The organism is Acinetobacter sp. LipI_19 (assembly GCF_058242925.1).
This window is the reverse complement of the sequence record NZ_JBZAYK010000001.1, coordinates 2705727-2732094: the sequence shown is the minus strand read 5'-3', so window position 1 is coordinate 2732094 and position 26368 is coordinate 2705727. Positions and strand designations below refer to the sequence as shown.

Here is a 26368-nt window from a genome sequence, read left to right as displayed (position 1 = left end):
ATAACAAGAGCAAAAACAATCGAGGAGAATCGATATGAAATTAGTGATGATTGGTCATGGAATGGTTGGGCATAAATTTATTGAATCTGTGCTAGAACATGCAGGTGATGAGGTTGAAATCACGATTTTGGCAGAAGAACCCCGTTTGGCCTATGATCGGGTACATTTGACTGAATATTTCACAGGTAAATCTGTCAAAGATTTAACTCTTTGTCGTGCGGACTTTGCAGATGCTTATGGAATTGACCTGCGTTTAAATACCAAAGCCACTCATCTTGATACCATCCATAAATGCATCACCACCGATCATGGCGATGTGATCAACTATGACAAATTGGTGCTTGCGACGGGCTCCTATGCTTTTGTTCCACCAATTTCGGGGCATGATCGTAAAAACTGTTTTGTTTACCGTACCATTGATGATTTAGATGCAATACGGGCAGTAAGTCTATCTGCAAAATCTGGTGTGGTGATTGGGGGGGGGGGTACTCGGTTTAGAAGCCGCGAAAGCACTTCGTGATTTAGACTTAGAAACCCATGTCGTTGAATTTGCACCTCGTTTAATGGCAGTACAAATTGATGATTTGGGCGGGAAAGTTTTACGGTCCAAAATTGAAAATTTAGGGGTAAAGGTTCACACGCAAAAGGCCACTTCATCGATAGAAGATGGCGTGAATAGCACCCATGTGATGAAGTTTGCGGATGGTTCAGAACTTGAAACAGATATTATTCTATTTTCTGCAGGGATTCGCCCGCGTGATGAGTTGGCCCGCCAATGTGGCTTAGCGTTAGGTGAACGTGGCGGTATCGCGATTAATGATTACTGCCAAACCTCCGATGCAGATATTTATGCGATTGGTGAATGTGCATTATGGAACAATAAAATCTATGGTTTAGTTGCACCCGGTTATGACATGGCAAGGATTGCAGCAAAACATGTGATGCAAAAAAGTTGCCCCACATTTGCTGGCGCAGACATGAGCACCAAGTTAAAACTGATGGGTGTCGATGTGGCATCGGTAGGCGATGCGCATGCCATGACTGCAAATGCATTGAGCTATTTCTATGCTGATGAGGATGCAATGGTCTATAAAAAGATCGTGGTCAATGCAGAGAAAACCCAATTACTTGGTGCGGTACTGGTTGGTTGTGCCAAAGAATATAACGACTTATTGCAAATGATGTTGAATGGCTTAGCGATACCAGAAAATCCAGAAAGTTTAATCATGCCAGGCTATGCACAATCTACGGCAAAAGCGGGAGGTAGTGGTGTAGATTTATTGCCAGACAGTGCCACGATTTGTTCATGTAATAACGTGTCTAAAGCAGATATTTGTAGTGCCATTGCCGAGGGTTCGACCTCATTAGGTGCGTTAAAAAAATGTACCAAAGCCGCAACCGCATGTGGTGGATGTGCACCCTTAGTGACCCAAGTTTTAAAATCTGAATTACAACGCCAAGGGGTAACGGTCAATAATCATCTTTGTGAACACTTTGCTTACTCACGCCAAGAGTTGTATCACTTGGTACGGGTCAATGAAATTAAAAATTTTGATGATTTGATTCAACAGCATGGGCATGGTTTAGGTTGTGATATTTGCAAACCGACAGTAGCCAATATCTTGGCATCTTGCTGGAATGACTTTGTTCTCACTGCAAATCATGCTGGGTTGCAAGATAGTAACGACTACTACCTAGGCAATATTCAAAAAGATGGTTCTTATTCTGTTGTACCGCGTATGGCAGGTGGTGAAGTGACACCAGATGGTTTGATTGCAGTTGGGCAGATTGCCAAAGAATATGGTTTATATACCAAGCTAACCGGTGGGCAACGGGTAGACTTATTTGGAGCACAAGTCCATCAATTGCCAGAAATTTGGGAAAAGCTGATCAATGCTGGTTTTGAGTCTGGTCATGCCTATGGCAAGTCATTACGTACCGTTAAATCTTGTGTTGGGAGCACATGGTGTCGTTATGGTGTCGATGACTCGGTCGGTTTAGCCATCTTCCTTGAAAATCGCTACAAAGGTTTGCGTTCCCCACATAAATTAAAAATGGCAGTTTCGGGCTGTACACGAGAGTGTGCCGAAGCACAAAGCAAAGATGTTGGGGTGATTGCCACTGAGAAAGGCTGGAACTTATATGTTTGTGGCAATGGGGGAATGAAACCTCGCCATGCAGAACTTTTAGCTTCTGACCTAGATACGCAAACTTTAATTCAATATATCGACCGCTTCTTTATGTTCTATATCCAAACAGCGGATCGTTTACAACGGACTTCGGTATGGCGTGACAATATGGAAGGTGGTTTGGATTATCTAAAAGATGTTGTTGTGCATGATTCTTTAGGAGTTGCTGCTGAACTAGAACGCCGAATGAGCCATGTGGTGGGTACTTATCAAGACGAATGGCGAACTGCGGTGGAAGATCCTGAAGTCCGTAAACGTTTTGTGACCTTTATTAATGCCAAAGCTGAGCAACAGCAAGATCCACATATTCAGTTTGCTCAAGTACGTGGGCAAATTCGCCCAAAAACTGACTCAGAACGTGATCAGAGCCGTATTCCTGTAGTTGAAGCATAAGCATATGAATACTTGCTTTATTGGCCTTACTCCACAATTCCACAGCTTAAAACAAGCCTTGTGGAAGAGCTGATAAACGTTGTTAAAAGGACAAACACAATGACCATTTTAAAAGATATGAACGAACTCGACTGGCTCGATATTTGTGCATTGCAAGACATTACGCCCAATACTGGTGTAGGCGCGTTGCTCGGGCAACAACAAGTGGCTATTTTTCGGGTAGGCAGTGAAAAGCGTGTATATGCGCTGAGCAACCAAGACCCATTTAGCAAAGCCTTTGTTATGTCACGTGGAATAATTGGTGATTTACAAGGTGAACGTGTAGTTGCATCACCGATTTATAAGCAACATTTTAGTTTAGCAACAGGCCGTTGTTTAGAAGACAAAGATCAAAAATTACTGGTTTTTCCAAGCAAAATTGAAAATGGTCGTGTCTGGGTCAGTCCAACCCCACAAAAAACTTATATCACCAATAATGGTACGGCTCAGGAAAAAATCAATTTAGTTCTGGTGGGGAACGGATTGGCAGGAATGCGTTGCCTGGAAGATTTGCTTGATATGGCACCTGATCTTTATGAAGTGACGGTGATTGGTGAGGAGCCTTGGGGGAACTATAACCGGATTATGCTGTCGCCTGTCTTATCAGGGGATAAAACCATTGACGACATTATGCTGCACCCCCATTCATGGTATGCGGATAAAAATATTCGCTTTATTGCGGGTGATGCTGCGTTACGTATTGACCGTCCTCGTAAGCAAGTTTATACCGAAAAAGGTGTGGTGGTGAGCTATGACCGTTTGATTTTAGCAACGGGTTCAAAACCATTTATTCCACCGGTCAAAGGCGCAGCATTGGATGGCGTTTTGAGCTTTCGTGATATTTATGATGTCAATAATATGCTCGACTACTGTAAATCTAAAAATAATGCAGTGGTGATTGGTGGGGGGCTATTGGGGCTAGAAGCCGCATATGGTTTAAAGCAACGTGGTATGAATGTGACGGTTTTGCATTTGATGGATCGTATTATGGATCGCCAACTTGATGCCAAGGCCAGTCAAATGTTGAAAACAGCAATTGAGCAAAAAGGTATTCCGATCATCACAGAAGCCAATACAGAAGAATTACTTGGTGAAAATGGTCATGTCACCCAAGTTCGGTTACAAGATGGCACACTTTTAGATGCAGATCTGGTGGTTTTTGCCGTGGGTATTCGTCCCAATATGGCTTTGGCACAAAGTGCGGGTTTACGCTGTAATCGCGGTGTGTTGGTTAATGACACCATGCAAACCTATGATCCAAGTATTTATGCAGTGGGTGAATGTATTGAGCATCGTAACCAAACGTTTGGTTTGGTAGAACCTTTATGGGGGCAAGCCTTTATCTGTGCATCACATTTGGCCGAACACGGCAGTTTGACCTTTAAAGCACCGACGGTTCCTACCCAGTTAAAAGTCAGTGGTTGTGATGTTTTTTCAGCAGGCCGTATTGATTTAGAAAACAGTCAGCCTATAGAAGATTTCGAAGACATTATTCTGAATGATGAAAAACGTCAAATCTACAAACGCATTATTATTCAAAAAGATAAAGTCGTTGGTGCGGTACTGTTTGGTGATACAGAGGATGGCACTTGGTACGCTGAATTGATTGCTGATCAAACCCCAATTTCTTCGATTCGCAATAAATTGTTATTTGGTCGGGATTTTGCATTAAAAAAAGCAGGCTGATTTATATCGCTTAACCCCTTCATCTTAAAAGGAGGGGAAGATTAAATGAAAGCCATATTCAAGTGAATGTATAGCATTGAGGAGCACAGCAGCAATGAATAGTATCCCTGTAATGGAACTGCCGAGCTCCACAGAATATAAGATCACAAGCACACAAACCACTTGTCCTTACTGTGGTGTAGGCTGTGGTGTCACAGCAACAGTGCAAGACACTACGCTAGGACAAAAAGTTTCTGTGGTTGGCGATGTTAAGCATCCCTCGAATTACGGAAAACTGTGTATTAAAGGCAGTAATTTGGCTGATACGCTGGGGTTGGGCACACGTGTTTTACAGCCGATGCTTGGACGTCATCCCCATCAGCAAGTTACAGATTGGGATAGCGCTACAGGTTTAATCGCCAATAAATTCCAACACTATATCGAGCAATATGGTCGTGACAGTGTCGCATTTTATGTTTCTGGTCAGTTGTTGACAGAAGACTATTATGTGGTAAATAAATTCGTTAAAGGCTATTTGGGTACAGCCAATATTGATACCAATTCAAGATTGTGTATGTCTTCGGCAGTTGCTGCACACAAGCGTGCTTTTGGTGAGGATTTGGTACCTGCAAGTTATGACGATTTTGAACATACTGACATGGTGATTTTGGTCGGTTCAAATACAGCATGGTGTCATCCCGTGATGTATCAACGCATCATGCAAGCCAAAGAATTAAGACAACAAAAGCAAAGTGATTTATTTGTGGTGGTGATTGATCCACGCTTTACGGCTACATGTGAATCAGCTGATTTACATTTGCCTATTCTAATGGGTCAAGATGTTTGCTTGTTTAATGGGCTATTACAATATTTACATCAACATAACTATGCGGATAGCGCATTTATTGAGGCACATACTCAAGGGCTAGATACGGCACTAAAAAGTTCGCAAGCTGAAACAGATATCCAAGATGTTGCAGTGAAAACAGGAATTTCGCTAGAAAAACTTCAACTCTTTTTTGAAAAGTTTGCCCAAACTGAAAAAGTCATGACCCTATTTTCAATGGGGGTAAACCAGTCTTCACGTGGCGTGGACAAAGCCAATAGCATCATCAATTGTCATTTGTTGACGGGCAAAATTGGAAAGTTGGGTGCAGCTCCATTCTCTATGACAGGACAACCCAATGCAATGGGCGGACGTGAAGTGGGTGGGCTTGCCAATATGCTGGCAGCACACATGGACTTAGACAATCAACAACATCAACAGCTTGTACAAAATTTTTGGAACAGTCCAAGCATTGCCAAGCATATGGGATTAAAAGCAGTTGATCTTTTTGAAGCAGTGGAAAGTGGCAAGATTAAAGCAATTTGGATTATGGCAACCAATCCTGTAGTCAGCCTCCCCAATGCCGATCAGGTCAAACGTGCTTTAAACAGCTGTGAGTTTGTTGTAGTCTCCGATATTTGCAAAGATACCGACACTACTCAGTTTGCCGATGTGCTCTTACCTGCCTTGGGGTGGGGAGAAAAGGATGGTACGGTCACCAATTCAGAACGTCGTATTTCAAGACAACGTGCTTTTTTAGACCCGCCTGAGCAGGCCAAAGCGGATTGGTGGGCTGTGGCACAAGTGGCTCAAAAGCTCGGATTTACTGGCTTTGATTTTGCAAATAGCCACGAGATTTTTAAAGAACATGCTCTGTTATCTGCGTATCATAACGCAGAGATTAATGCGCGATCAAATACCCAAAGCTTTCGTTACTTCAATTTACAAGGTTTAACTGATCTTTCATTAGATGAATATGATCAATTGGAACCCATTCAATGGCCTGTGATCATGCGCAATCAGACTGAACATGCATTCGCACAATTGTTTTCACAGGGACAATTTAGTCATGCAGATGGCAAAGCTAAATTTATTGCCACAATGGCGATAGATCCAGTCCATCAAAGCACTGCTGAATATCCTTTAATTCTCAATACAGGACGGATTCGAGATCAGTGGCACACTATGACTCGCACAGGTTTATCTGCCAATTTAAGCACCCATAAAGCAGAACCCTTTTGTGAAATTCACCCCAATGATGCATTGAAGTATGGCTTGAAAGAAGGCGAATTGGTCGAAATCAAATCGGATTGGGGCAATTGTGTCTTGCGTGCTGTACTCAGTGACAATATCCGCCGTGGACAAATTTTCGCCCCGATTCATTGGAATGATCAATATGCTTCGGATGCACGTATTGGCAAAGTGGTCAATCCAGTGGTGGACGCAATCTCAGGGGAGCCAGAATTCAAACATACCCCTGTGTTGATTCAGCCATTTTATACCCAGTGGCAAGGGGTATTTTATGTTCGTGAAGGCTTTGAACACATTGTTAAAAATAGCATTGAAAATACGGTGTGGTGGACAAAAATTCAGACTGCCAAAGCAGTGTGGTATGAATTGGCAGATCGTCGTCGTTTTACCCACACCACCCAAAATCTCAAGCAACTTTTACCCTTTGAGGATGAAAGTTTTGAATGGCTTAACTTGGAAGATCAAACTGCACATATCAGCCATAGTGTAGTGCTAAAAGAGGGGCGCCTTATTGCAAGTTTATATATCGCACCTAAAGCATTATTACCAGATCGTGATTGGGTCGCAAGTTTGTTTAAACGTGATCGTTTAAGTGCGATGCATCGTAAAGCCTTACTTGCTGGACAAGTCATGTCAGTAGGCGATAGTGAGGGGCCATTGGTATGTAGTTGCTTTAAGGTAGGCAAAAATCGAATTATTGAAACCATTAAACAAAACAATATCAATCATGAAAAACAAGTGACTGCATGTTTAAAAGCAGGTGGTAATTGCGGTTCATGTCTACCTGAAATTCGCGGATTGATTAAAGCCTGTCAAGCGGAGCTTACTCTATGAAAAGAATTATAAAACCCAAGAAAGCCAAGCAATATCCACAAACTGATCTTGTGATTCTCGCCGGTGGTCAGGCGCGACGTATGAATGGGATCAATAAACTGTTACAGAAGTTTGATGATCAAATTCAACTCATCAAGATCCATCAACAATTAAAAAACCGAGTATCACAGGTCTGGGTCAATAGTCATCGCGATTATTCAATTTATCAGAAGCTTATTCCAAGTTTGTATTGCTATCAAGATGATGAAACTGGCTTTTATGGTCCTTTGATGGGAATTAAAAGTGCTTGGTCTTATGTTGAATCTGACTATGTACTTTTTGTGCCCTGTGATGTGACATTTATTCCACCTGAGGTCATTGAACGCTTACATGTCACTTTAGCGAGTCATCCTTTGGCAGAAGTGGCTTACGTCAATATCAATGGTAAAGCGTTATATCCATTTTGTTTATTAAAACGGAGCGCTTTCAATCGAATCTGTACTCATCTTGAACAAGGACAGCGCAGTTTAAAGATATGTTTTTCTGATTTGCACGCTCAGGAAGCATTATTTGAGAATCATGCACTGTTTTTCCACAGCATCAATTCTTTGGATGAATTACAACAATACCAACAGCTCAAGTTTTTAAATTGACTGGCTTAGTTTTGCTTAATTTTTTGCAAATCTCGGCATTTTTAATAGAGGTCAAATCGGTTTTAGCTCACATTTAGCTGTAGATGATCAAAGTTGGAACACTTTTTGCAATTTCAATGTCAATAAAATAGCGCAGATTTTAAGTATTAAAAAATCTTGAACTTAAATAGTGCTTGGGATGTGTATATGAATGCAATGACACAATACGAAGAGGGTGCCGCCTTTGTCGATCAATATGGTCGCACTAAGCGCAAACTCAGAATTTCAGTGACAGATCGCTGTAATTTTAAGTGTGTCTATTGTATGCCTGAACATCCAGAATGGATCAAAAAGCATAATTTACTCAGTTTTGAAGAACTGTATATTTTTTGCGAGTTTATGGTGCGACATGGGATTGAGCAGATTCGAATCACTGGTGGCGAACCATTAATGCGTAAAGGTGTGGTGCATTTCATTGATCAACTACAAAAATTAAAAAAACTGGGCCTAAAACGGATCTCAATGACTAGCAACGCACACTACCTTAAACAATACGCAACCCAGTTAAAACAAGCGGGTTTAGATGATTTGAATATTAGTTTGGACAGTTTAGATAAAGCACAATTTAAGGCCTTGACTCAAAAAGAGTTACAACCAGTATTAGAAGGCATTACAGCAGCACAGCAGGCAGGTTTTAAAATCAAGATCAATGCTGTATTGATCAAAGGAATCAATGATGATCAGGTTTTACCCTTAGCACATTGGTCCATTCAACAGCATCTTACAATGCGTTTTATCGAGTTTATGCCTTTAGATGGAGAGGGGCTTTGGACGCAAGCCGATATTGTCACTGAGCAGGAAATTTTAGAGCAATTAAAGCAAGACTTTACTGTCACTTTACAACAAGGACAATCTTCCGAGCCTGCACGACAGTATTTTATTAATGATTATCCTATTGGCATCATTTCGACCATAACCAATTCATTTTGTGGCACTTGTGACCGTATACGGTTAACCGCACAAGGTGATTTTTATAACTGCCTATTTGCTCCAAAGGGAATTAGCCTGAAAACACAAATTCAGGCATTGCACCATGATTCACATTATTTCGCTGAGACTCAGTTTGTTCAAAGTCACTCACCAAATGCAGTTGTATATTCGCCAATAAATCTAGAATTACCGCAACCCAGACAATTACAAGATACTTTGTCTGATTATATTTGGCAGAAAAAGCAAGGCTTTAATGAGATTCATCAACAGCTAAATTCAAAACATTCGTCATCTCGAAAAATCAGTATGTATATGATTGGAGGTTAATATGTCAGATCAATTTAAAATTCTAAATACGCCAAATAATGTTAATCAACTGAAGAATATACCGCAGCAGATGACGGTAAAAATTGAATGCTTTGGTGCAATTGAACGTGTATTGCCAGCAGATTTAATCCTGCAATGTGAGTCAAACATGCTCATTTCTGATGTTTTAGAATACGTGGTGCGTGCATATCCAGACGCAGGAAAAATGATTCAACACTGTGCATGTGCAATGGGGGAAGACATTATTCCGCGTCAGACCCTATTAACATCTGATAGTACAGTTGTTTTACTGTCACCGGTTGCAGGAGGTTGAGATGAGTACATTTGATTCTACACTCAAGCAATTTAATAGGATTCAGGATACTCCTTTAAATCAGGAGAGTTTTGATCCGATCCTACACTTTCCTGAATGCGGTGGTATTGGCATCTTTATTGGAACAGTACGTAATCACCATGAAGGCAAAGCGGTGAAAGCATTGAAATATACGAGCTATGCGCCGGTTTCAGAAAAAATGATTCGTCAAATTGAGCAAGAGATTCAACAGAAATTCGCTGTGGCTTATGTACGGGTGATTCATCGTATTGGTACCTTAAATATCGGCGAAAAAGCCATTATTGCGATTGCTTATGCAGCACATCGACGTGAAGCCTTTGCCGCATGTGAAGAAGCGGTAGAACGAGTAAAACACGAAGTTCCTGTATGGAAAGAGGAGTTTTATTTAGATGGTAGTAGCCAATATGTTGCTGGGTGCTGTATTCGGAAAGATTATGTTGAACAGGATACAGCCACACAAACGGATTCATTGAGTCAACATGATTCTGAGCATAGTTGTGGGCGCGATTTTGAGCATAGGCATGGAGCCGCGCAGCATCATCATTCTTTACCAAGTCATTCCCATTACCAAGATTCACAGCACAGACATACAGCACAGAACAATCTACAACATGATGCAAAACAGAAAATGTTGCTGAGCAACCAGTGTGAACAGACGATTTACCAATGGCATATGTAAACCTGATTGAGTAACTCAGCTAAATATGTCTGGCCATGTAAGTAATATCGTAAGAGAAGGAACAGGCAATGAAAAATGTGAGTATGAAAGCAGAAAGCTACCGTACAGCCGTAGCAACAGGAATTTTATATGCACCTGCACATTGCATAGAACTATTACGCACTGGAAGTACAGAAAAAGGGGACGCACTAAAAACCGCACGTATTGCTGGAATTTTGGCAGCAAAACGCACTGATGAATTAATTCCTTTGTGCCATCCCTTACCGATCTATCGTGCAGATGTTGAATATGAGTTGCATGAAAAACATGTCGAAATTATTGCGACTGTCGAAACCATTGGTCCTACAGGTGTAGAAATGGAAGCACTCACGGCAGTCAGTCTAGCAGGCTTAACCTTATACGATATGCTTAAGCCGCACTGTGAACCTGAAGACTTATGCCTTGACCAATGTAAATTACAACTGAAAAAAGGCGGTAAATCACATTTTACCCGTGTATTGAAAGAGACTTTATCTGCATCGGTTATTGTCTTATCCGATACCGTGGCTTCAGGGAAAAAGCCTGATACAGCTGGGCAAAATGTTTTAGAAATTCTTGAAGAAGCCAATTTTAGTCAGGTGAATTATCAAGTAATTGCCGACTCTCCAGAACAGTTATTGGCGTTAATTGAACAACAAAAGAATCACTATCCACTTATTTTGACTGTGGGTGGAACAGGATTAGGCCCTAAAGATTTAACTGTTGAAACCATTCAACCTTTACTTAAACGTGAAATTCCAGGTTTGATGGAAGCTTCTCGTAGTTTTGGTCAAAGACGTACCCCTTATGCAGCACTCAGCCGAGGGGTCGCGGGCTATATTGACAATAGTTTGGTGATTACTTTGCCAGGCAGTCGCCAAGGTGCTAAAGAGTCACTGATTGCCATTCTACCAGCCTTGGTACATCTTTTTGATGTGCAAAAAAATATTCCACATCTTGGGGGCTATCAATGAATCAGATTGCGGTCGCTCATGATTGTGGCAATGAAAAAGGCTTGGTTTCAGTTGATCAAGCATTGCAGTTACTTGTGGATCACACTCCAAGTCTAGGTAGTGAAACCATCCCCTTAAACCAAGCGCTTAATCGTTATGTTGCAGCAGATATTTTTTCAGAAATTAATTTACCCATTTTTTCGCAAAGTGCGGTAGATGGTTATGCGATCAATGCAAGTGCAGTGACTCAAACAGATTCTAAATTCGAATTGATTGGAGAGATTCGTGCAGGGCAAAGGGTTGAGGTCGAATTGAAACAAGGGCAAGCGATTCGAATATTTACAGGGACAAAAATCCCAGCAGGTACCACAACGGTTGCTCGACAAGAGATTGTTGAGCTCATCGATTTACACAATATAAAACTCACTGAGTCTTTAAACAGTCATGCTGATATTCGAGATGTTGGGGAAGAAGTTGCACTCGGTCAATTAATTGCATCAGCAGGACAAAAACTCAATGTCGGTGTTATTGCAGCACTCAGTATGGCAGGTGTAAAGCAAGTAGAAGTTTATCGTTATCCCAAAATTGCTGTGGTCGTTACAGGTGACGAAGTTGCAGATATGATCGAATGTTTAAATTCAGGCAAAATCTTTGATGCAAATACACCCATGATCCGCGCATGGTTTCAAACCCGAAATCAAACAGTTAATTTAATTCATGTTGAAGATATCGAACATCGTGTAATTCAGTTGTTTGATCGTCTTAAGGAACAATACGATTTAATCATTACTACAGGTGGGGTGTCTGTAGGAGATTATGATTTTGTTCGTCCCGCAGCATTAAAACTCGGTTTTCAGCAAATTTTTTGGAAGGTCAAACAAAAGCCGGGTAAACCGATGCTTTTCGCCAAGTATTCTCAACAAAAAAAACAAGGACAAGAAAGAAAAGGACAAGAACAGCAACAAGATCAAACTCACTGTTACCTATTGGGTTTACCCGGCAATCCTGCTGCGGTTTATATCGGTATGCAAGTCTATGTGGCCACTCTAGTGAATTCTTTACAGGGGCAAAAGCATCCACTCAATTGGATGACAGGCGTTATGAGTCATGCGCTGAAGTCTGATGCGCGAGAGCGCTTTTTAAGAATGCATGCTGTATTTGAACAAGGAAGATTAAGTTTGAAGAGTTTAACTAAACAGCAATCACATATGTTGAGTAATCTGATTGATGCCAATTGTATTGTGCGTATACCCTCAGATCAAAACATACAACAGGGGCAAGTCCTCCAAGGTTTATTTATTCAAGATTAGGGGATAAAAGATGCGTAGGTCGTTAAAAATGATCTTGGGCCTGTATTTTCTGCCGAGTATGAGCATATTACACGCTGAAACAATCAAAATTTATGCTGCAGCAAGCTTAACCAATGCGGTGACAGATATTGCTAAATTGTATGAGAAGCAGCAACCAGAGGTTAAAATAGTGACTGTTTTTGGTGCATCTTCAGCACTGGCAAAACAAATTGAGGCCGGTGCGCCCAGTGATATTTTCTTTTCTGCTGATCAGGACTGGATGAATTATTTAGTCCAAAAACAGAAGATTCAGGTAAATCAGGTTAAACCATTTTTGTTTAATCAATTGGTGTTGATTAGCCCTTTGCAAAGCAAACAACAGTTTAAAGCTGTGCCTACATTTAATTTTGCCCAATCATTTCAAGGGCATTTATGCACAGGGCAAATGGAGTCTGTGCCAGTAGGTAAATATGCCAAGCAAAGTCTGATTAAACTCAATTGGCTGAACAGTTTAAATGGTCGAATAGTGGGGACGGATGATGTTCGTTCAGCGTTGGCATTTGTTGAACGTGGTGAGTGTCAAGTGGGGATTGTGTACAAGACCGATGCATTGATCAGTAAAAAAATCAAAATTTCAGGAGTTTTTCCAAGCAACAGCCATCATCCAATTGTCTATCCGCTTGCTTTGACACAACAAGGTATCAACAATCAGTCAGCAGTGAAATTTAACCATTATTTAAAAGAAAATGCGCAAGCTAAAAAGATTTTTGTTCAGTATGGTTTTGGTTTATAGGATCCTACTTTATGCTAAGTTCAGAAGAGTGGAGTGCATTGTATTTGTCGGTGAAAGTGGGCTTCTTTGCAACTTTATTCTGTCTACCATTTGCAATCATGCTCGCTTGGATTTTGGCACGTTATCAATTTAGATTAAAGTTTGTGGTGGAAGCACTGTTACAAATGCCCATGGTGTTACCTCCAGTGGTTTTAGGTTATTTGCTTTTAATCCTGTTTGGTGCCAATGGCTGGATTGGACAATATCTCAATCAGTTAGGTATTCAATTGGCATTTAATTGGAAAGGAGCTGTTTTAGCCTCCATGATCGTGGCTTTTCCATTGATGGTGCAACCCATTCGGCTATCTTTTCAAATGATCAATCAGCAACTGGAACAGGTTGCAGGTTCTTTGGGTGCAAGCCCTGTACGGGTATTTAGCAGTATCAGCCTACCTTTGGCTTTACCCGGAATTTTAATTGGAAGTATTTTGTGTTTTAGTCGTAGCTTAGGTGAGTTTGGTGCAACCATTACTTTTGTGGGCAATATTCCCGATGAAACTCGGACCATTCCTATAGCAATTTACTCGCTGATTCAGCAACCTGATGGGGAGCAGGGCGCTATGCGTTTAGTGGTCTTATCCATATTGGTTGCCTTTGGTGCTTTGATTGCAAATGCTTATATTCTTCAGAATTATCAGCGAAAATTGGGAGGCAAAGATGCTGCAATGTGATTTTCAATTTCAATATGCTGAGTTTAATTTAAAGGTAAAGTTGCAAATGCAAACACAATTGCTGGGCATTATGGGTGCATCAGGCAGTGGGAAATCAACATTCCTTAAAAACATTACCGGCTTGTTACAGCCACAACAGGGTTCAATTTTACTCAATCAGCAGTGTGTTTTCGACGATCAAAAAAAAATTAATTTACCCATGCACAAACGTCGAATCGCATTAGTCTTCCAAAATGCATGGCTGTTTCCACATATGAATGTGAAACAAAATCTAAAATATGCAGAAAATTTGTGTCCAGATCAGAACAAGAAATTTAGCTTTGATCAGATTGTTGATTTACTTCAACTCAAGCCGTTATTGCAACGTGCATCTTATCAATTGTCTGGTGGCGAGGCACAACGTATTTCGATTGGTCGCGCGCTCTTGTCTTCTCCTGATTTATTGCTCTTGGACGAACCATTATCTGGGCTGGACTACAAATTAAAAGATCAAATTTTACCTTTTCTAAATAGCGTTAAACTAGAAACTCAATTACCCATGATTTATGTCACCCATCATGCCGATGAGCTGGCTTATTTAAATGCACAGGTGGTTTATATGGATCAGGGAAGCATCACTGAAATCCCAAAAACTCACTAATCTTGAATAATATTAGATCTTTTTATCCATGAAAAAGGAAGTATTGTCTGTTCAAATGTATTTAAATTTAAATGCAAGATACGCAGTACAAACTCTACATTTTGATAAACTCACCTTTATGAAATGGTCTAAATTCCATGATTTATAAGGTTTAGCTCATTTAGCAATGATCTAAAAATATACTTGTTCAAGATATCTATTAAATCACTTGGCGTAAATCACGTGCTGTTTCTTGCAGTAACGGTAAAATATGAGTAATTAAATAATCTTTTGTTGTGCGCATAGTGGGGGAGACAATATTTAATGCGGCCACAACTACCGCGTTTGAGTCATAAATTGGAACCGCAACAGCATGAACTCCCAATTCATGTTCTTCACATGAATAACACCAATCTTGTTCTTTAATCTCATGCAGTAATTCGATAAACGCCTCACTTTCTGTATAAGTATATTTAGTAAGACGTTTTAATGGATACTGGGTCAGCCATTGCTTTTGTTCTTCCACATTTAAATGCGCTAATAAAATTTTCCCCGCAGAAGTTGCATGTGCAGGAAGACGATTGCCTAAATGTAAGCCGTAAGGATTAACACGGTCTGTTTGCTGATGTGCGGCACTACGTGCAATGGTAATTGCCTCATAACCATCTAATACCATCACCGAGTAAATCAGCGAAGTCTGATTGGTCAATAAGTTTAATAAAGGTTGGCAAATTTTGGGTAAAGGTGAACCATCTAAATAAGCACCAGAGAACTTTAAAATTTTGGGAGTTAAATAATAGTAATGTCCATCAAAGTCTAAATAGCCTAAGTACTCTAAGGTCAGTAACTGGCGACGCGCTGCTGCTCGGGTCATTCCTGTCTTTTCAGCCGCAGTACTGATATTCAAGCGATGTCGTTCAGGCCCAAAACATTCCAAAATCGCCAACCCTTTTGCAATCCCTGCAATAAAATCTTCATGGCGAATAATCTTTTTATTTTCAGAATGATGGATTAATCGGGTAGTTTTGTTGTGTTCATCGTCCATAACGCAGATCCTTAATTTAAAGCCAATTACATTAAAATTTTACTCAATCCAAATCAGACCGTTTTAGTGGGATAATGTTCGATCATCGAACATAAAAAATAATGATCGAACAAAATCTAACTTTAAGCCTAGAAGTAAATACAAAATTTATCAAGAATAAAGATTAGAAATCCGAACAAAACACTCGGCTTAGTTTCATCGGTTTCTAGGATGAAATGAATGAGTGATTCAAAGTACAGGAAGTAGTCAGATGATTGATAAAAATGCCACCTCATTGACTGAGGTTCTATCCCAAATCAAAGATGGTGCAACCATTATGATTGGTGGCTTTGGAACAGCAGGACAGCCCGCAGAGCTGATCGATGGGCTGATTGAACTTGGCGTTAAAGATCTGGTGATTGTCAATAACAATGCAGGTAATGGCGATTACGGTCTGGCGAAACTACTTAAATCAGGTGCAGTCCGTAAAATCATCTGTTCTTTCCCCCGTCAGTCTGACTCTTGGGTATTCGATGAACTCTATCATGCGGGCAAGATCGAACTGGAACTGGTTCCTCAAGGTAATCTCGCCTGTCGTATTCAAGCCGCAGGGATGGGTTTAGGTGCAGTCTTTACCCCAACAGGCTTTGGTACTTTATTGGCAGATGGCAAAGAAACCCGACATATCGATGGCAAAGACTACGTACTTGAATATCCGATTAAAGCAGACTTTGCATTGATTAAAGCACATCAAGGCGACCGTTGGGGCAACTTGGTTTATAACAAATCAGCACGTAACTTTGGTCCAATCATGGCGATGGCAGCAGACGTCACTATTGCACAAGTATCAGAGGTGGTTGAACTAGGACAACTTGATCCTGAGCATATTATTACCCCAGGAATTTTTGTTCAGCATGTGGTTGCAGTTGATGCAGCCAATGGTAATGGAGAATAACAATGAGCTACCAAAAACTAAGCCGTGACCAAATTGCTGAACGTGTTGCCCAAGATATTCCCGATGGTGCATATGTCAATTTAGGTATTGGTTTACCAACCAAGATTTCAAAATACTTGCCAACAGACAAAGATGTATTCCTGCATTCTGAAAATGGTTTATTGGCTTTTGGTCCTCCACCCGCCAAAGGTGAAGAAGATCCTGAGCTGATTAACGCAGGCAAAGAATATGTCACCATGCTAACGGGTGGCTCGTTTTTCCATCACGGTGATTCTTTTGCCATGATGCGTGGTGGACATTTGGATATTGCTGTATTGGGTGCATTCCAAGTGGCGGCCAATGGCGACCTTGCCAATTGGCATACCGGTGCGGCGGATGCGATTCCTGCGGTGGGTGGTGCAATGGATTTGGCTGTAGGGGCCAAGAAAGTCTTTATCACCACAGACCATGTAACCAAGCAAGGTGAACCTAAGATTGTTGAAGAACTGAGCTATCCTGTGACAGGTAAGCATTGTGTTGATCGTATCTATACTGACTTATGCGTGATTGATGTGACCCCAGAGGGTTTAAAAGTGCTTGAAAAAGTTGCAGGTCTGAGCTTTGAAGAATTACAGGCTTTGACGGGTGCTCCATTGATTGACGCGATACCGGCTTAAGGATATAGACAACATGAAAAACGCTTACATCATAGATGCCATCCGTACCCCATTTGGTCGTTATGCCGGTGGTCTTGCGCCAATACGTGCAGATGATCTCGGTGCTATTCCAATTCAAGCATTGATACAACGTAATCCAACAGTAGATTGGCAACAAGTCGATGATGTGATTTATGGCTGTGCCAATCAGGCCGGTGAAGACAACCGTAATGTCGGGCGTATGTCAGCATTATTGGCAGGCTTACCTTATCAAGTGCCAGTCACTACAGTGAACCGTCTATGTGGTTCATCACTGGATGCGATTGCCATGGCAGCTCGCGCCATCAAAGCCAACGAAGCTGATTTAATCATTGCCGGTGGTGTAGAAAGTATGAGCCGTGCGCCCTATGTGATGGGTAAGTCGGACAGTGCTTTTGGACGCAGTCAAAAGATTGAAGACACCACTATGGGCTGGCGCTTTATCAATCCAAAACTCAAAGAATTGTATGGTGTGGACAGCATGCCACAAACCGCTGAAAACGTGGCAGAGCAATTCAATATTAACCGTGCGGATCAAGATCAGTTTGCGCTAAACAGCCAACAACGTACTGCGGCAGCACAAGCTCAAGGTTTTTTCAAAAATGAGATTGTGCCCGTCACTATTCTCCAGCGTAAAGGTGATGCTGTGCTTGTGGATACCGATGAACATCCACGTGCATCAACCACTTTAGCCGCACTGACAAAACTTAAAGGTGTGGTAAAAGCTGATGGCACGGTCACGGCGGGTAATGCATCGGGAATTAATGATGGTGCAGCGGCCTTATTGATTGCTTCAGATGAAGCTGTAGAAAAATACCAATTAAAACCACGTGGGAAAATTATTGCAGCAACCACTGTGGGGGTTGAACCAAGAATTATGGGCTTTGCACCCGCGCCTGCAATCAAGAAACTGCTTAAACAAGCCGATCTTAGTTTAGCGCAAATGGATGTGATTGAGCTAAATGAAGCCTTTGCTGCCCAAGCTTTGGCTGTCACCCGTGATTTAGGTTTGGCAGATGATGATGCACGTGTCAATCCTAATGGTGGGGCGATTGCCTTAGGTCATCCTTTGGGCGCATCAGGTGCCAGACTGGTGACCACTGCCCTAAATCAGCTTGAACAGATCAAGGGGCAATATGCCTTATGTTCAATGTGTATTGGGGTAGGACAAGGTATTGCACTCATTATTCAACGTGTTGAGTGAGGTATCCGATGAGCCAGTTATACGCCAGCTTATTTTATCAGCCTGATGTCACAGCAATCTTTAGCGATCATGCCTTATTAGGTTACATGATCCAAGCTGAAGTGGCTTTGGCAAAAGCACAAGCACAAGTGGAGGTGATTCCACTATCTGCTGCTACCATCATTGAACAAGTTGGACAACAAGCCCTAGCAAAAATTGATTTTCAAGCACTGGCAACTGCTACAGCACTTGCGGGAAATATTGCGATTCCTTTCGTAAAGCAATTTACTGCGATTGTAAAACAATACGATGAAGACACAGCACGTTATGTGCATTGGGGCGCAACCAGCCAAGACATTATCGATACAGCCACGATTCTGCAATGCCGTGATGCATTAGGGCTGATCGAAAAACAATTACAACAAGCTTATCAAGTTTCATTAGACCAAGCACAACAATATCGTGCCCAAGTCATGATTGGACGGACTTGGTTACAGCAAGCCTTACCGATCACATTAGGGCATAAGTTTGCACGTTGGGCTGCAGCATTTAAACGTGATCTAGACCGTCTACACGAGATGAAAAGCCGAGTGCTTACCGCTCAACTCGGTGGGGCTGTGGGTTCATTGGCATCGTTACAAGATCAAGGTTCAGCCGTAGTTAAAGCCTATGCCGCGGCATTGAATTTAACTTCACCTGAGTGTACATGGCACGGTGAACGTGACCGCATCGTTGAAATTGCCAGTGTACTTGCCCTGATTGTGGGTAATGTCGGCAAAATGGCAAAAGACTGGTCTTTGCTGATGCAAACTGAAATTGCTGAAGTTTTTGAACCCACTGCAAAAGGTCGTGGTGGCTCATCCACCATGCCACATAAACGTAATCCAGTTGCAGCCGCTTGCGTACTTGCAGCAGCCAACCGTGTCCCTGCATTAATGGCAAGTGCCTACCAAAACATGTTGCAAGAACATGAACGTGCTTTAGGCACTTGGCATGCAGAATGGTTAGTGATTCCTGAAATTTTCCAGTTATGTGCAGGGGCTTTAGAACGCACTACGGATGTGCTTGAACATATGCAAGTCGATGCACAAGCCATGCAGCGTAACCTTGAGTGTACTCAGGGTTTGATCATGGCAGAAGCAGCAATGATGGCACTGGCACCCAAAATTGGCCGATTAAATGCGCATCATTTGGTCGAACAAGCTTGTCAGCAAGCCCTCGCGCAACAGCAGCATTTAAAAACAGTGTTGTCAGAAATGACTGAGGTGAATGTTCATCTAAGTTCACAAGCCCTAGATGAGATTTTTAAACCAGCATCTTACTTGGGCAATATTCAGGCACAAATTGATGCAGTACTACAAGCAGCACAAGGAGTGTCTGAATCATGAAAACCAGTATGAAAATTAAGAACCGTCAAGGACATCAACTTGCCGTTCAAGTCCAAGGCTTAAAAGATGCAGCAGTGATCGTGTTTTCTAACTCATTGGGAACTGATCATGGTATGTGGCAAGTCCAAGTAGATGCTTTGGCGCAACACTATCAAATCGTTACTTATGATACCCGTGGGCATGGATTAAGTGATGTGATTGCCAATGCAACATTGCATAACTTTGCTGAAGATGTGATTGATATCTTAGATAGCTTGCACATTGAAAAAACCCATTTTTGTGGAATTTCAATGGGTGGTATTACAGCACTCACACTGGCGATTGAATATCCTGAGCGTTTTTATAGCATTACTGTTGCAAACTCAGCAGCCAAAATCGGCACAGCCGAGGCGTGGAAAGTCCGTGCCGATAGCGTTGAACAACAAGGATTGGCTGAAATTGTCAAAACTACACATACCCGCTGGTTTAGTGAGCATTTTGATTATGCACATGATGTTCTTGCTCAAAAAACCATTCAAAGTTTAGCGGTGACACCTGCACAAGGCTATGCCAATGCGTGTCGAGCATTGGCAGATGCCGATGTTCGAGATCAGCTCAATCAAATTCAAATCCCAACTTTAATTATCGCAGGTCAATATGACCCTATAACGACGGTTCAAGATGCAGAATTTATGCATCAATTCATTCCAAACAGTCAACTTGAAATCTTGGCGGCTTCTCATTTGTCCAATATTGAACAACCACAAGTGTTCAATCAGGCATTGTCCAAGTTTATTCAGAACATATAACCGTCTAGGGTTAGAAAGGAATTCGCCTACAAGGAGGCAACTATGGCACAGGAATTTGCTGCCCCAAAAAATAGTATGGATGCTCAGGCACTCATTAATGATGCACCAATCAGCAAGTATCAATGGATGATTGCAATTATTTGTTTTCTCATTGTATTTGTTGATGGAATCGATACTGCTGCAATGGGTTTTATTGCCCCTGCTTTAGCACAAGATTGGGGGATTGATCGCTCTCAACTTGGACCTGTGATGAGTGCAGCACTGGGTGGAATGATCATTGGTGCTTTGGTTTCAGGACCTACTGCGGATCGTTTTGGACGCAAGATTGTATTAACCATTTCAATGTTGATCTTTGGTGGCTTTACCTTGGCATCCGCCTATGCCCCAAACTTAGACAGTTTGGTTGTACTGCGCTTTTTAACGGGTATTGGTCTAGGCGCAGCAATGCCAAATGCCACCACATTGTTTTCCGAATACTGTCCGAACCGTGTTCGTTCACTGCTCGTGACCTGTATGTTTTGTGGCTATAACTTAGGTATGGCAACAGGTGGTTTTGTCAGTAGTTGGCTAATTCCTACCTTTGGTTGGCACAGCTTATTCTTGCTAGGCGGTATTTCACCTTTAATCCTAATGGTATTGGTGATTGTGCTGTTACCTGAGTCATATCGCTTCTTGATTGTTAAGGGGCGAGATGCTGTAAAAGTTCGCAAAATCCTAAGTCATATTGCTCCTGAAAAAGTACAGCTTGCTGACAGTTTTTATATCCCAGATGAACAGTCTGCTGTAGCACAAAAGAAAAATGTATTTGGCATGTTGTTTTCTCAAAAATTTGCCAAAGGCACCGTATTGTTATGGTCAACCTACTTTATGGGCTTGGTCGTGATTTATCTACTGACCAGTTGGTTACCAACCTTGATGCGTGAAACGGGCGCAACCATGGAACGCGCAGCATTTATCGGCGGTCTGTTCCAGTTTGGTGGTGTATTGAGTGCGTTATTTATTGGTTGGGCAATGGATCGTTTTAACCCTAACCGCATTATCTCAGCATTCTATTTTATTGCAGGCTTATTTGCTGTTGCCGTAGGTCAAAGTCTCAGTAACCCAACCTTATTGGCAATTCTGGTGTTATGTGCGGGTGTGGCAATCAATGGGGCACAGTCTGCAATGCCAGCGTTGAGTGCCCGTTTTTACCCTACTCAATGTCGTGCAACTGGTGTGGCATGGATGACAGGGATTGGTCGTTTTGGCGCAGTGTTTGGGGCTTGGATTGGTGCTGTTTTGTTGGGCAATGATTGGTCTTTTACCGCGATCTTAAGCTTATTGATGATTCCTGCAACCGCTGCGGCTGTGGCAATTTTTGTTAAATCCTTAGTGGCGCATACCGATGCAACCTAACTTTCTCAGATCAGAAATAAGATCACAAAGGGGGACAATTTCAATGAATGATGAACAACGTTACCAACAAGGGCTAAAGGTTCGCACCGAAGTATTGGGTGAAAAACATGTCGGTCGTTCTTTAGAAAATTTGAATGACTTTAACCAAGATTTTCAAAACTTTATTAGCCGTTTTGCTTGGGGGGAGGTGTGGTCACGTGAAGGTTTACCACGTCATACCCGCAGTTTAGTCACCATTGCTATTCTGTTGGCATTGGGACGAGAAGATGAACTCAGAATGCATCTCCGTGCTTGCTTTAACAATGGTGTTACCAAGGACGAACTCAAAGAACTCATTTTACACAGCTCATTGTATGCAGGACTGCCAGCCGCAAATGCTGCAATGCACATGGCTGAAGATGTTTTTAAAGAACTCGGAATAGAAGTGCAACCTGTCGCTGCACAACAACAGGATTAAGGAGATAGGCATGTTAAGTCATACATTGGGTGCGTATCCGCAACGAAATACAGAAGATCACCCGCCAGCATATACACCTGGCTATAAAACCAGTGTATTACGCTCGCCAAAAAATGCATTGATCTCGATTAATGAAACATTAACTGAAGTAACTTCACCGCATTTTTCACCTGAAATTTTTGGTGCAAAAGACAATGATTTGATTTTGAACTATGCCAAAGAAGGGCTCCCTGTCGGTGAGCGAATTATTGTGCATGGTTATGTGCGTGACCAGTTTGGTCGCCCTGTGAAAAATGCCTTATTGGAAGTTTGGCAAGCCAACGCATCGGGTCGTTATCGCCATCCAAATGATAAATTTATTGGCGCAATGGATCCTAACTTTGGTGGCTGTGGTCGTACCTTAACCGATGAAAATGGTTTTTATATTTTTCGTACCATTAAACCGGGTCCATATCCGTGGCGTAACCGAATCAATGAATGGCGTCCCGCACATATCCATTTTTCATTAATAGCAGATGGTTGGGCACAACGTTTAATTTCACAGTTCTATTTTGAGGGCGATACCCTGATAGATACTTGTCCGATTTTAAAAACCATTCCATCTGAAGATCAGCGTCGTGCCTTGATCGCATTAGAAGATAAAAACAATTTCATTGAATCAGATAGTCGTTGTTACCGCTTTGATATTCATCTGCGTGGTCGTCGTGCGACTTATTTTGAAAATGATTTGACTTGAGGAACTCACACAATGAATGCATGGAATTTTCAGGAAATTAAGGAAACCCCATCACAAACAGGTGGTCCTTATGTGCATATTGGTTTATTGCCACAACAAGCCAATATTGAAGTGTTTGAACATAGCTTCGATAACCAGTTGGTGAAGGAACATACCCAAGGCCAACGTATCCGTATTGAAGGTCAAGTGTTTGATGGGCTGGGTTTACCATTACGAGATGTCTTATTGGAAATCTGGCAAGCCGATGCCAATGGGGTTTATCCAAGTCGGGCAGATACCCAAGGCAAAACAGCGGATGCGCATTTTCAGGGCTGGGGACGTACAGGCGCAAATTTTGAAACAGGTTTTTGGAGTTTTGACACCATTAAACCGGGTGCTGTGGCAGGGCGTAAAGGTACGACTCAAGCACCGCATATTGCAGTCGTGTTATTTGCCCGTGGGATAAACATTGGTTTGAATACCCGTATTTATTTTGACGATGAAGTTGAAGCCAATGCCAATGATGCGGTACTGAACAGCATTGAGTGGGCAGTCCGCCGCCAAACTCTGATTGCAAAACGCAGTGAAGAAGATGGTGAAATCGTGTATCGCTTTGATATTCGCATTCAAGGTGAAGACGAAACCGTATTTTTTGATATTTAACGCGCCTAAAAAATTTAGGATCAAATTAGATACTTGGAAACATTATCCGTAACCTTCGTAGGATCAACAAGATATTGTTATCTGCGATAAACAGGATAGTTAAAAGGATTGAACAGGTTTTGCGGTGAGGGGTAAGGCTCCGCAAGATGGTTTTCTTGCTAAGCTTCACTTCTCCTTTTTCCGAAAGAAAAGGAGGTCGAACCGAAGGTTTATCCTGTCATTAAATGGAAACTTGGTAAGACTCCAAAAAACCAAAACAAATCTATTAAGGAAGATGAAAAAATGAAACTACAAAAACTTGCAGCATTGACGCTTGCACTTAGCTCCATATTTACCTTTCAAATGACACAGGCGCAACCTGTTTCACAAAGCCCAGTTGAACTTGCAGAACTGGCAAAACTCCCAGTAAAAACCATTGTCCCGATTACAGCAAAAACCAAAGAGCAGGCCTTAGCACAAGCAAAAATCATTGCCAATAATCCAGATGCCGATTTGGCTGAGTTCCGCATAGATCTCCTCAACTTTGCCAATGACACCAAACAAGTGATTGCATTGGGTCATGACCTTAAACAGATTCTGGGTTCTAAGCCCATGATTGCGACCATTCGTACTCATAATGAAGGGGGGCAGTTGACCATAAGTGATGCGGATTATGGCAAAACCTATCAAGCCTACTTACGCCAGCCCTTTATGGACATGCTGGATGTTGAAATGTTTCGAGATCAGCAAGTGGTAAAAAGCACTGTTCAATTGGCCCATCAACAAAAAGTATTGATTGTGATGTCCAATCATGATTTTAAACAAACACCTCCAGAAGCTGAGATCGTGCAACGTTTGCTTAAACAAGATCAGCTTGGTGCAGATATTCTTAAAATCGCAGTAATGCCACAAAGCAAACAAGATGTATTTACCTTAATGAATGCAACCTTAAAAGTCAGTCAACAATCTAAAAAACCATTGCTGACGATGTCGATGGGTAAACTCGGAACGGTTTCTCGCATTGCTACCGCCAATATGGGGGGCAGCTTTAGTTTTGGCATGATCGGTGAAGCTTCTGCGCCTGGCCAAATTGATGTGACCCAACTTAAACAGTTATTAAAAGTAGTTCAACCTACACCATAATTTAAAAGGATTTTTTAGACATGAAAATGATTTCGTTACGTTTAACCACATTGGCACTTGGCTTAGCGGTTTCTAGTTTAACAATGGCAGAAAGCTATGTAGTAGATCGCTATCAAGATGATACAGAAAAAGGCTCATTACGTTGGGCGATTGAACAAGCCAACAGCAAACCGAGTGAAGCTAGTGAGATTTTGATTCAAGCAGTTGGGCAAGCACCCTATGTGATTAAGGTCAACAGTCCACTGCCAGAAATTAAAGCACCTGTAAAAATCATGGGTACACAATGGGCAAAAACAGGTGAGTTTATTGCGATTGATGGCTCAAATTATATTAAAGGTACAGGCGTAGAAGCTTGTCCGGGTGCTGTCGAAGGGCAGTTCGGAACCAATGTTCGTACCACAACTTTACCGGGTATTGTGTTACGTGACATCAACGGGGTGAGCATTCAAGGACTAGAGATTCGTCGTTTTTGTATTGGGATATTGATGAACCGTGCAAGCAATAACCTGATCCAAAATAACCGTATTATGCACAACTATGGCGGTGCAGGGGTGATGTTGACAGGGGATGATGGTAAAGGTAATCCGACTGCGACCACAACCAATAACAACAAAGTGTTAAATAACTATTTCCAAGACAATGGTGATGGACTTGAATTAACTCGTGGTGCGGCATTTAACTTGGTTGCCAATAACCACTTTATTTCAACCACTGCAAACCCAGAGCCATCACAAGGCATTGAAATTCTATGGGGCAATGACAATGCAGTGATTGGCAACAAGTTTGAAAACTATTCAGATGGCTTACAGATCAACTGGGGCAAACGCAATTATATTGCCTATAACGAACTGACCAATAATTCCAACGGCTTTAACCTCACGGGTGATGGCAATATTTTTGACAGCAATAAAGTCCATGGCAATCGTGTTGGGGTTGCCATTCGTTCAGAAAAAGATGCCAATGCGCGTATCACATTAACCAAAAACCAAATTTGGAATAATGGCAAAGACATCAAACGCTGTGAAGCGGGTGGGAGCTGTGTGCCCAATCAACGTTTAGGTGCAATCATTTTTGATATTCCGGGATTAGAACATGCGCACTTTGTCGGTTCACGGGGGCATGGCGTGAAAATTGACCCAGCAAACTTACAAAAGACCTGCCAGCAACCCAATGAACAAGGCTGTAATGCCCAACCGAATCAAAATATTCAAGCACCTAAATTGACCTTAGCAAAAGGTCAAATTGCGGTAGAGGTAAAAGGACAACCGAACCAACGTTACCAAGTTGAATTTTTTGGAAACTCACAAGCAAGCGCACATGAAGCCGAGTTTTATTTAGGCTCAAGCACTGTTGCAACCAATGCTCAAGGCACAGCAACCGTTACTTGGAAACCGACAGTGAAAGTTGCATCGATCACCGCCAGTATCACAGATCGTTTAGGTGCAACATCTGAACTTAGCTCAGCGCTAAAACTTAAATAAAAG

Annotated in this window: 23 protein-coding genes and 1 pseudogene; 23 read left to right on the top strand and 1 reads right to left on the bottom strand. The window is 41.8% G+C overall.

Translation table 11 applies throughout. The features are described from left to right. Positions 1 to 34: 34 nt before the first annotated feature. From nirB to AC4CVF_RS13225, 12 genes and pseudogenes are all read left to right on the top strand, one after another. Positions 35 to 2582: pseudogene (gene nirB, locus AC4CVF_RS13280) on the top strand (nitrite reductase large subunit NirB). Positions 2583 to 2681: 99 nt separating this feature from the next. After that, positions 2682 to 4307, top strand: a complete 1626-nt coding sequence (nirD, locus tag AC4CVF_RS13275; RefSeq protein WP_490789590.1) for a nitrite reductase small subunit NirD — start codon at positions 2682 to 2684, stop codon at positions 4305 to 4307. Positions 4308 to 4401: 94 nt separating this feature from the next. Continuing rightward, a complete protein-coding gene (locus AC4CVF_RS13270) occupies positions 4402 to 7197 on the top strand; it encodes a molybdopterin-dependent oxidoreductase (RefSeq protein ID WP_490789589.1) in 2796 nt (931 codons plus the stop codon). After that, a complete protein-coding gene (gene mobA, locus AC4CVF_RS13265) occupies positions 7194 to 7829 on the top strand; it encodes a molybdenum cofactor guanylyltransferase (protein ID WP_336952620.1) in 636 nt (211 codons plus the stop codon). The genes AC4CVF_RS13270 and mobA overlap by 4 nt, the downstream gene beginning before the upstream one ends. Positions 7830 to 8015: 186 nt before the next feature. Next, positions 8016 to 9125: a GTP 3',8-cyclase MoaA gene (gene moaA, locus AC4CVF_RS13260; RefSeq protein WP_336952618.1), complete on the top strand. Its 1110-nt coding sequence runs from the start codon at positions 8016 to 8018 to the stop codon at positions 9123 to 9125. A 1-nt stretch (position 9126) separates the two neighbouring features. Continuing rightward, the gene (locus AC4CVF_RS13255; RefSeq protein WP_336952616.1) at positions 9127 to 9438 is read left to right on the top strand and encodes a MoaD/ThiS family protein; all 312 of its coding nucleotides are present in this window, start codon (positions 9127 to 9129) and stop codon (positions 9436 to 9438) included. 1 nt (position 9439) lies between these two features. Next, positions 9440 to 10138, top strand: a complete 699-nt coding sequence (locus AC4CVF_RS13250; RefSeq protein WP_490789588.1) for a molybdenum cofactor biosynthesis protein MoaE — start codon at positions 9440 to 9442, stop codon at positions 10136 to 10138. A 68-nt stretch (positions 10139 to 10206) separates the two neighbouring features. Further along, positions 10207 to 11130 (top strand): bifunctional molybdenum cofactor biosynthesis protein MoaC/MoaB, encoded by a 924-nt coding sequence (gene moaCB, locus AC4CVF_RS13245; RefSeq protein ID WP_336952614.1) that lies wholly within the window; start codon positions 10207 to 10209, stop codon positions 11128 to 11130. Then, positions 11127 to 12419 carry a molybdopterin molybdotransferase MoeA gene (locus AC4CVF_RS13240; protein WP_490789587.1) on the top strand — a complete coding sequence of 431 codons (1293 nt, stop codon included), beginning with the start codon at positions 11127 to 11129 and terminating at the stop codon, positions 12417 to 12419. Before moaCB ends, AC4CVF_RS13240 begins: the two co-directional genes overlap by 4 nt. Positions 12420 to 12447: 28 nt before the next feature. Then, the gene (gene modA / locus AC4CVF_RS13235; protein ID WP_419820727.1) at positions 12448 to 13191 is read left to right on the top strand and encodes a molybdate ABC transporter substrate-binding protein; all 744 of its coding nucleotides are present in this window, start codon (positions 12448 to 12450) and stop codon (positions 13189 to 13191) included. A gap of 11 nt (positions 13192 to 13202) precedes the next feature. Beyond that, complete coding sequence (gene modB / locus AC4CVF_RS13230) at positions 13203 to 13901, top strand: molybdate ABC transporter permease subunit (RefSeq protein ID WP_490789586.1); 699 nt, start codon at positions 13203 to 13205, stop codon at positions 13899 to 13901. After that, on the top strand, positions 13888 to 14541 hold the full coding sequence (locus tag AC4CVF_RS13225; RefSeq protein ID WP_490789585.1) for an ATP-binding cassette domain-containing protein: 654 nt from the start codon (positions 13888 to 13890) through the stop codon (positions 14539 to 14541). Before modB ends, AC4CVF_RS13225 begins: the two co-directional genes overlap by 14 nt. 199 nt (positions 14542 to 14740) lie before the next feature. Here AC4CVF_RS13225 and pcaU read toward each other — a convergent pair whose 3' ends face one another. Further along, a complete protein-coding gene (pcaU, locus tag AC4CVF_RS13220) occupies positions 14741 to 15565 on the bottom strand; it encodes an IclR family transcriptional regulator PcaU (protein ID WP_336952606.1) in 825 nt (274 codons plus the stop codon). A gap of 250 nt (positions 15566 to 15815) precedes the next feature. On the opposite strand from pcaU, the gene AC4CVF_RS13215 reads away from it, so the two are divergent. From AC4CVF_RS13215 to AC4CVF_RS13165, 11 genes are all read left to right on the top strand, one after another. After that, a complete protein-coding gene (locus AC4CVF_RS13215) occupies positions 15816 to 16499 on the top strand; it encodes a 3-oxoacid CoA-transferase subunit A (RefSeq protein ID WP_224965054.1) in 684 nt (227 codons plus the stop codon). A 2-nt stretch (positions 16500 to 16501) separates the two neighbouring features. After that, the gene (locus tag AC4CVF_RS13210; protein WP_336954157.1) at positions 16502 to 17155 is read left to right on the top strand and encodes a 3-oxoacid CoA-transferase subunit B; all 654 of its coding nucleotides are present in this window, start codon (positions 16502 to 16504) and stop codon (positions 17153 to 17155) included. Positions 17156 to 17168: 13 nt separating this feature from the next. Further along, on the top strand, positions 17169 to 18377 hold the full coding sequence (gene pcaF, locus AC4CVF_RS13205) for a 3-oxoadipyl-CoA thiolase (protein WP_490789584.1): 1209 nt from the start codon (positions 17169 to 17171) through the stop codon (positions 18375 to 18377). Positions 18378 to 18385: 8 nt separating this feature from the next. Then, positions 18386 to 19744, top strand: a complete 1359-nt coding sequence (pcaB, locus tag AC4CVF_RS13200) for a 3-carboxy-cis,cis-muconate cycloisomerase (protein ID WP_419328176.1) — start codon at positions 18386 to 18388, stop codon at positions 19742 to 19744. An 8-nt stretch (positions 19745 to 19752) separates the two neighbouring features. Beyond that, the gene (gene pcaD, locus AC4CVF_RS13195) at positions 19753 to 20532 is read left to right on the top strand and encodes a 3-oxoadipate enol-lactonase (RefSeq protein WP_419360941.1); all 780 of its coding nucleotides are present in this window, start codon (positions 19753 to 19755) and stop codon (positions 20530 to 20532) included. A 42-nt stretch (positions 20533 to 20574) separates the two neighbouring features. After that, positions 20575 to 21927, top strand: coding sequence for a 4-hydroxybenzoate transporter PcaK (pcaK, locus tag AC4CVF_RS13190; protein ID WP_336953956.1), 1353 nt, complete (start codon positions 20575 to 20577; stop codon positions 21925 to 21927). 43 nt (positions 21928 to 21970) lie between these two features. Then, positions 21971 to 22384: a 4-carboxymuconolactone decarboxylase gene (gene pcaC, locus AC4CVF_RS13185; RefSeq protein ID WP_336953955.1), complete on the top strand. Its 414-nt coding sequence runs from the start codon at positions 21971 to 21973 to the stop codon at positions 22382 to 22384. A gap of 10 nt (positions 22385 to 22394) precedes the next feature. Next, the gene (pcaH, locus tag AC4CVF_RS13180) at positions 22395 to 23120 is read left to right on the top strand and encodes a protocatechuate 3,4-dioxygenase subunit beta (RefSeq protein WP_004722139.1); all 726 of its coding nucleotides are present in this window, start codon (positions 22395 to 22397) and stop codon (positions 23118 to 23120) included. A 12-nt stretch (positions 23121 to 23132) separates the two neighbouring features. Further along, positions 23133 to 23762 (top strand): protocatechuate 3,4-dioxygenase subunit alpha, encoded by a 630-nt coding sequence (gene pcaG, locus AC4CVF_RS13175; protein WP_336953954.1) that lies wholly within the window; start codon positions 23133 to 23135, stop codon positions 23760 to 23762. 282 nt (positions 23763 to 24044) lie between these two features. Beyond that, complete coding sequence (aroD, locus tag AC4CVF_RS13170) at positions 24045 to 24884, top strand: type I 3-dehydroquinate dehydratase (protein ID WP_419328175.1); 840 nt, start codon at positions 24045 to 24047, stop codon at positions 24882 to 24884. Between the two features lie 20 nt (positions 24885 to 24904). Beyond that, the gene (locus AC4CVF_RS13165; protein WP_419328174.1) at positions 24905 to 26365 is read left to right on the top strand and encodes a right-handed parallel beta-helix repeat-containing protein; all 1461 of its coding nucleotides are present in this window, start codon (positions 24905 to 24907) and stop codon (positions 26363 to 26365) included. Positions 26366 to 26368 lie beyond the last annotated feature (3 nt).

Coding starts and splice junctions, on each gene's coding strand:
- nirD (WP_490789590.1), top strand. CDS start 2,682: ATGACCATTTTAAAAGATATGAACGAACTCGACTGGCTCGATATTTGT.
- AC4CVF_RS13270 (WP_490789589.1), top strand. CDS start 4,402: ATGAATAGTATCCCTGTAATGGAACTGCCGAGCTCCACAGAATATAAG.
- mobA (WP_336952620.1), top strand. CDS start 7,194: ATGAAAAGAATTATAAAACCCAAGAAAGCCAAGCAATATCCACAAACT.
- moaA (WP_336952618.1), top strand. CDS start 8,016: ATGAATGCAATGACACAATACGAAGAGGGTGCCGCCTTTGTCGATCAA.
- AC4CVF_RS13255 (WP_336952616.1), top strand. CDS start 9,127: ATGTCAGATCAATTTAAAATTCTAAATACGCCAAATAATGTTAATCAA.
- AC4CVF_RS13250 (WP_490789588.1), top strand. CDS start 9,440: ATGAGTACATTTGATTCTACACTCAAGCAATTTAATAGGATTCAGGAT.
- moaCB (WP_336952614.1), top strand. CDS start 10,207: ATGAAAAATGTGAGTATGAAAGCAGAAAGCTACCGTACAGCCGTAGCA.
- AC4CVF_RS13240 (WP_490789587.1), top strand. CDS start 11,127: ATGAATCAGATTGCGGTCGCTCATGATTGTGGCAATGAAAAAGGCTTG.
- modA (WP_419820727.1), top strand. CDS start 12,448: ATGATCTTGGGCCTGTATTTTCTGCCGAGTATGAGCATATTACACGCT.
- modB (WP_490789586.1), top strand. CDS start 13,203: ATGCTAAGTTCAGAAGAGTGGAGTGCATTGTATTTGTCGGTGAAAGTG.
- AC4CVF_RS13225 (WP_490789585.1), top strand. CDS start 13,888: ATGCTGCAATGTGATTTTCAATTTCAATATGCTGAGTTTAATTTAAAG.
- pcaU (WP_336952606.1), bottom strand. CDS start 15,565: ATGGACGATGAACACAACAAAACTACCCGATTAATCCATCATTCTGAA.
- AC4CVF_RS13215 (WP_224965054.1), top strand. CDS start 15,816: ATGATTGATAAAAATGCCACCTCATTGACTGAGGTTCTATCCCAAATC.
- AC4CVF_RS13210 (WP_336954157.1), top strand. CDS start 16,502: ATGAGCTACCAAAAACTAAGCCGTGACCAAATTGCTGAACGTGTTGCC.
- pcaF (WP_490789584.1), top strand. CDS start 17,169: ATGAAAAACGCTTACATCATAGATGCCATCCGTACCCCATTTGGTCGT.
- pcaB (WP_419328176.1), top strand. CDS start 18,386: ATGAGCCAGTTATACGCCAGCTTATTTTATCAGCCTGATGTCACAGCA.
- pcaD (WP_419360941.1), top strand. CDS start 19,753: ATGAAAATTAAGAACCGTCAAGGACATCAACTTGCCGTTCAAGTCCAA.
- pcaK (WP_336953956.1), top strand. CDS start 20,575: ATGGCACAGGAATTTGCTGCCCCAAAAAATAGTATGGATGCTCAGGCA.
- pcaC (WP_336953955.1), top strand. CDS start 21,971: ATGAATGATGAACAACGTTACCAACAAGGGCTAAAGGTTCGCACCGAA.
- pcaH (WP_004722139.1), top strand. CDS start 22,395: ATGTTAAGTCATACATTGGGTGCGTATCCGCAACGAAATACAGAAGAT.
- pcaG (WP_336953954.1), top strand. CDS start 23,133: ATGAATGCATGGAATTTTCAGGAAATTAAGGAAACCCCATCACAAACA.
- aroD (WP_419328175.1), top strand. CDS start 24,045: ATGAAACTACAAAAACTTGCAGCATTGACGCTTGCACTTAGCTCCATA.
- AC4CVF_RS13165 (WP_419328174.1), top strand. CDS start 24,905: ATGAAAATGATTTCGTTACGTTTAACCACATTGGCACTTGGCTTAGCG.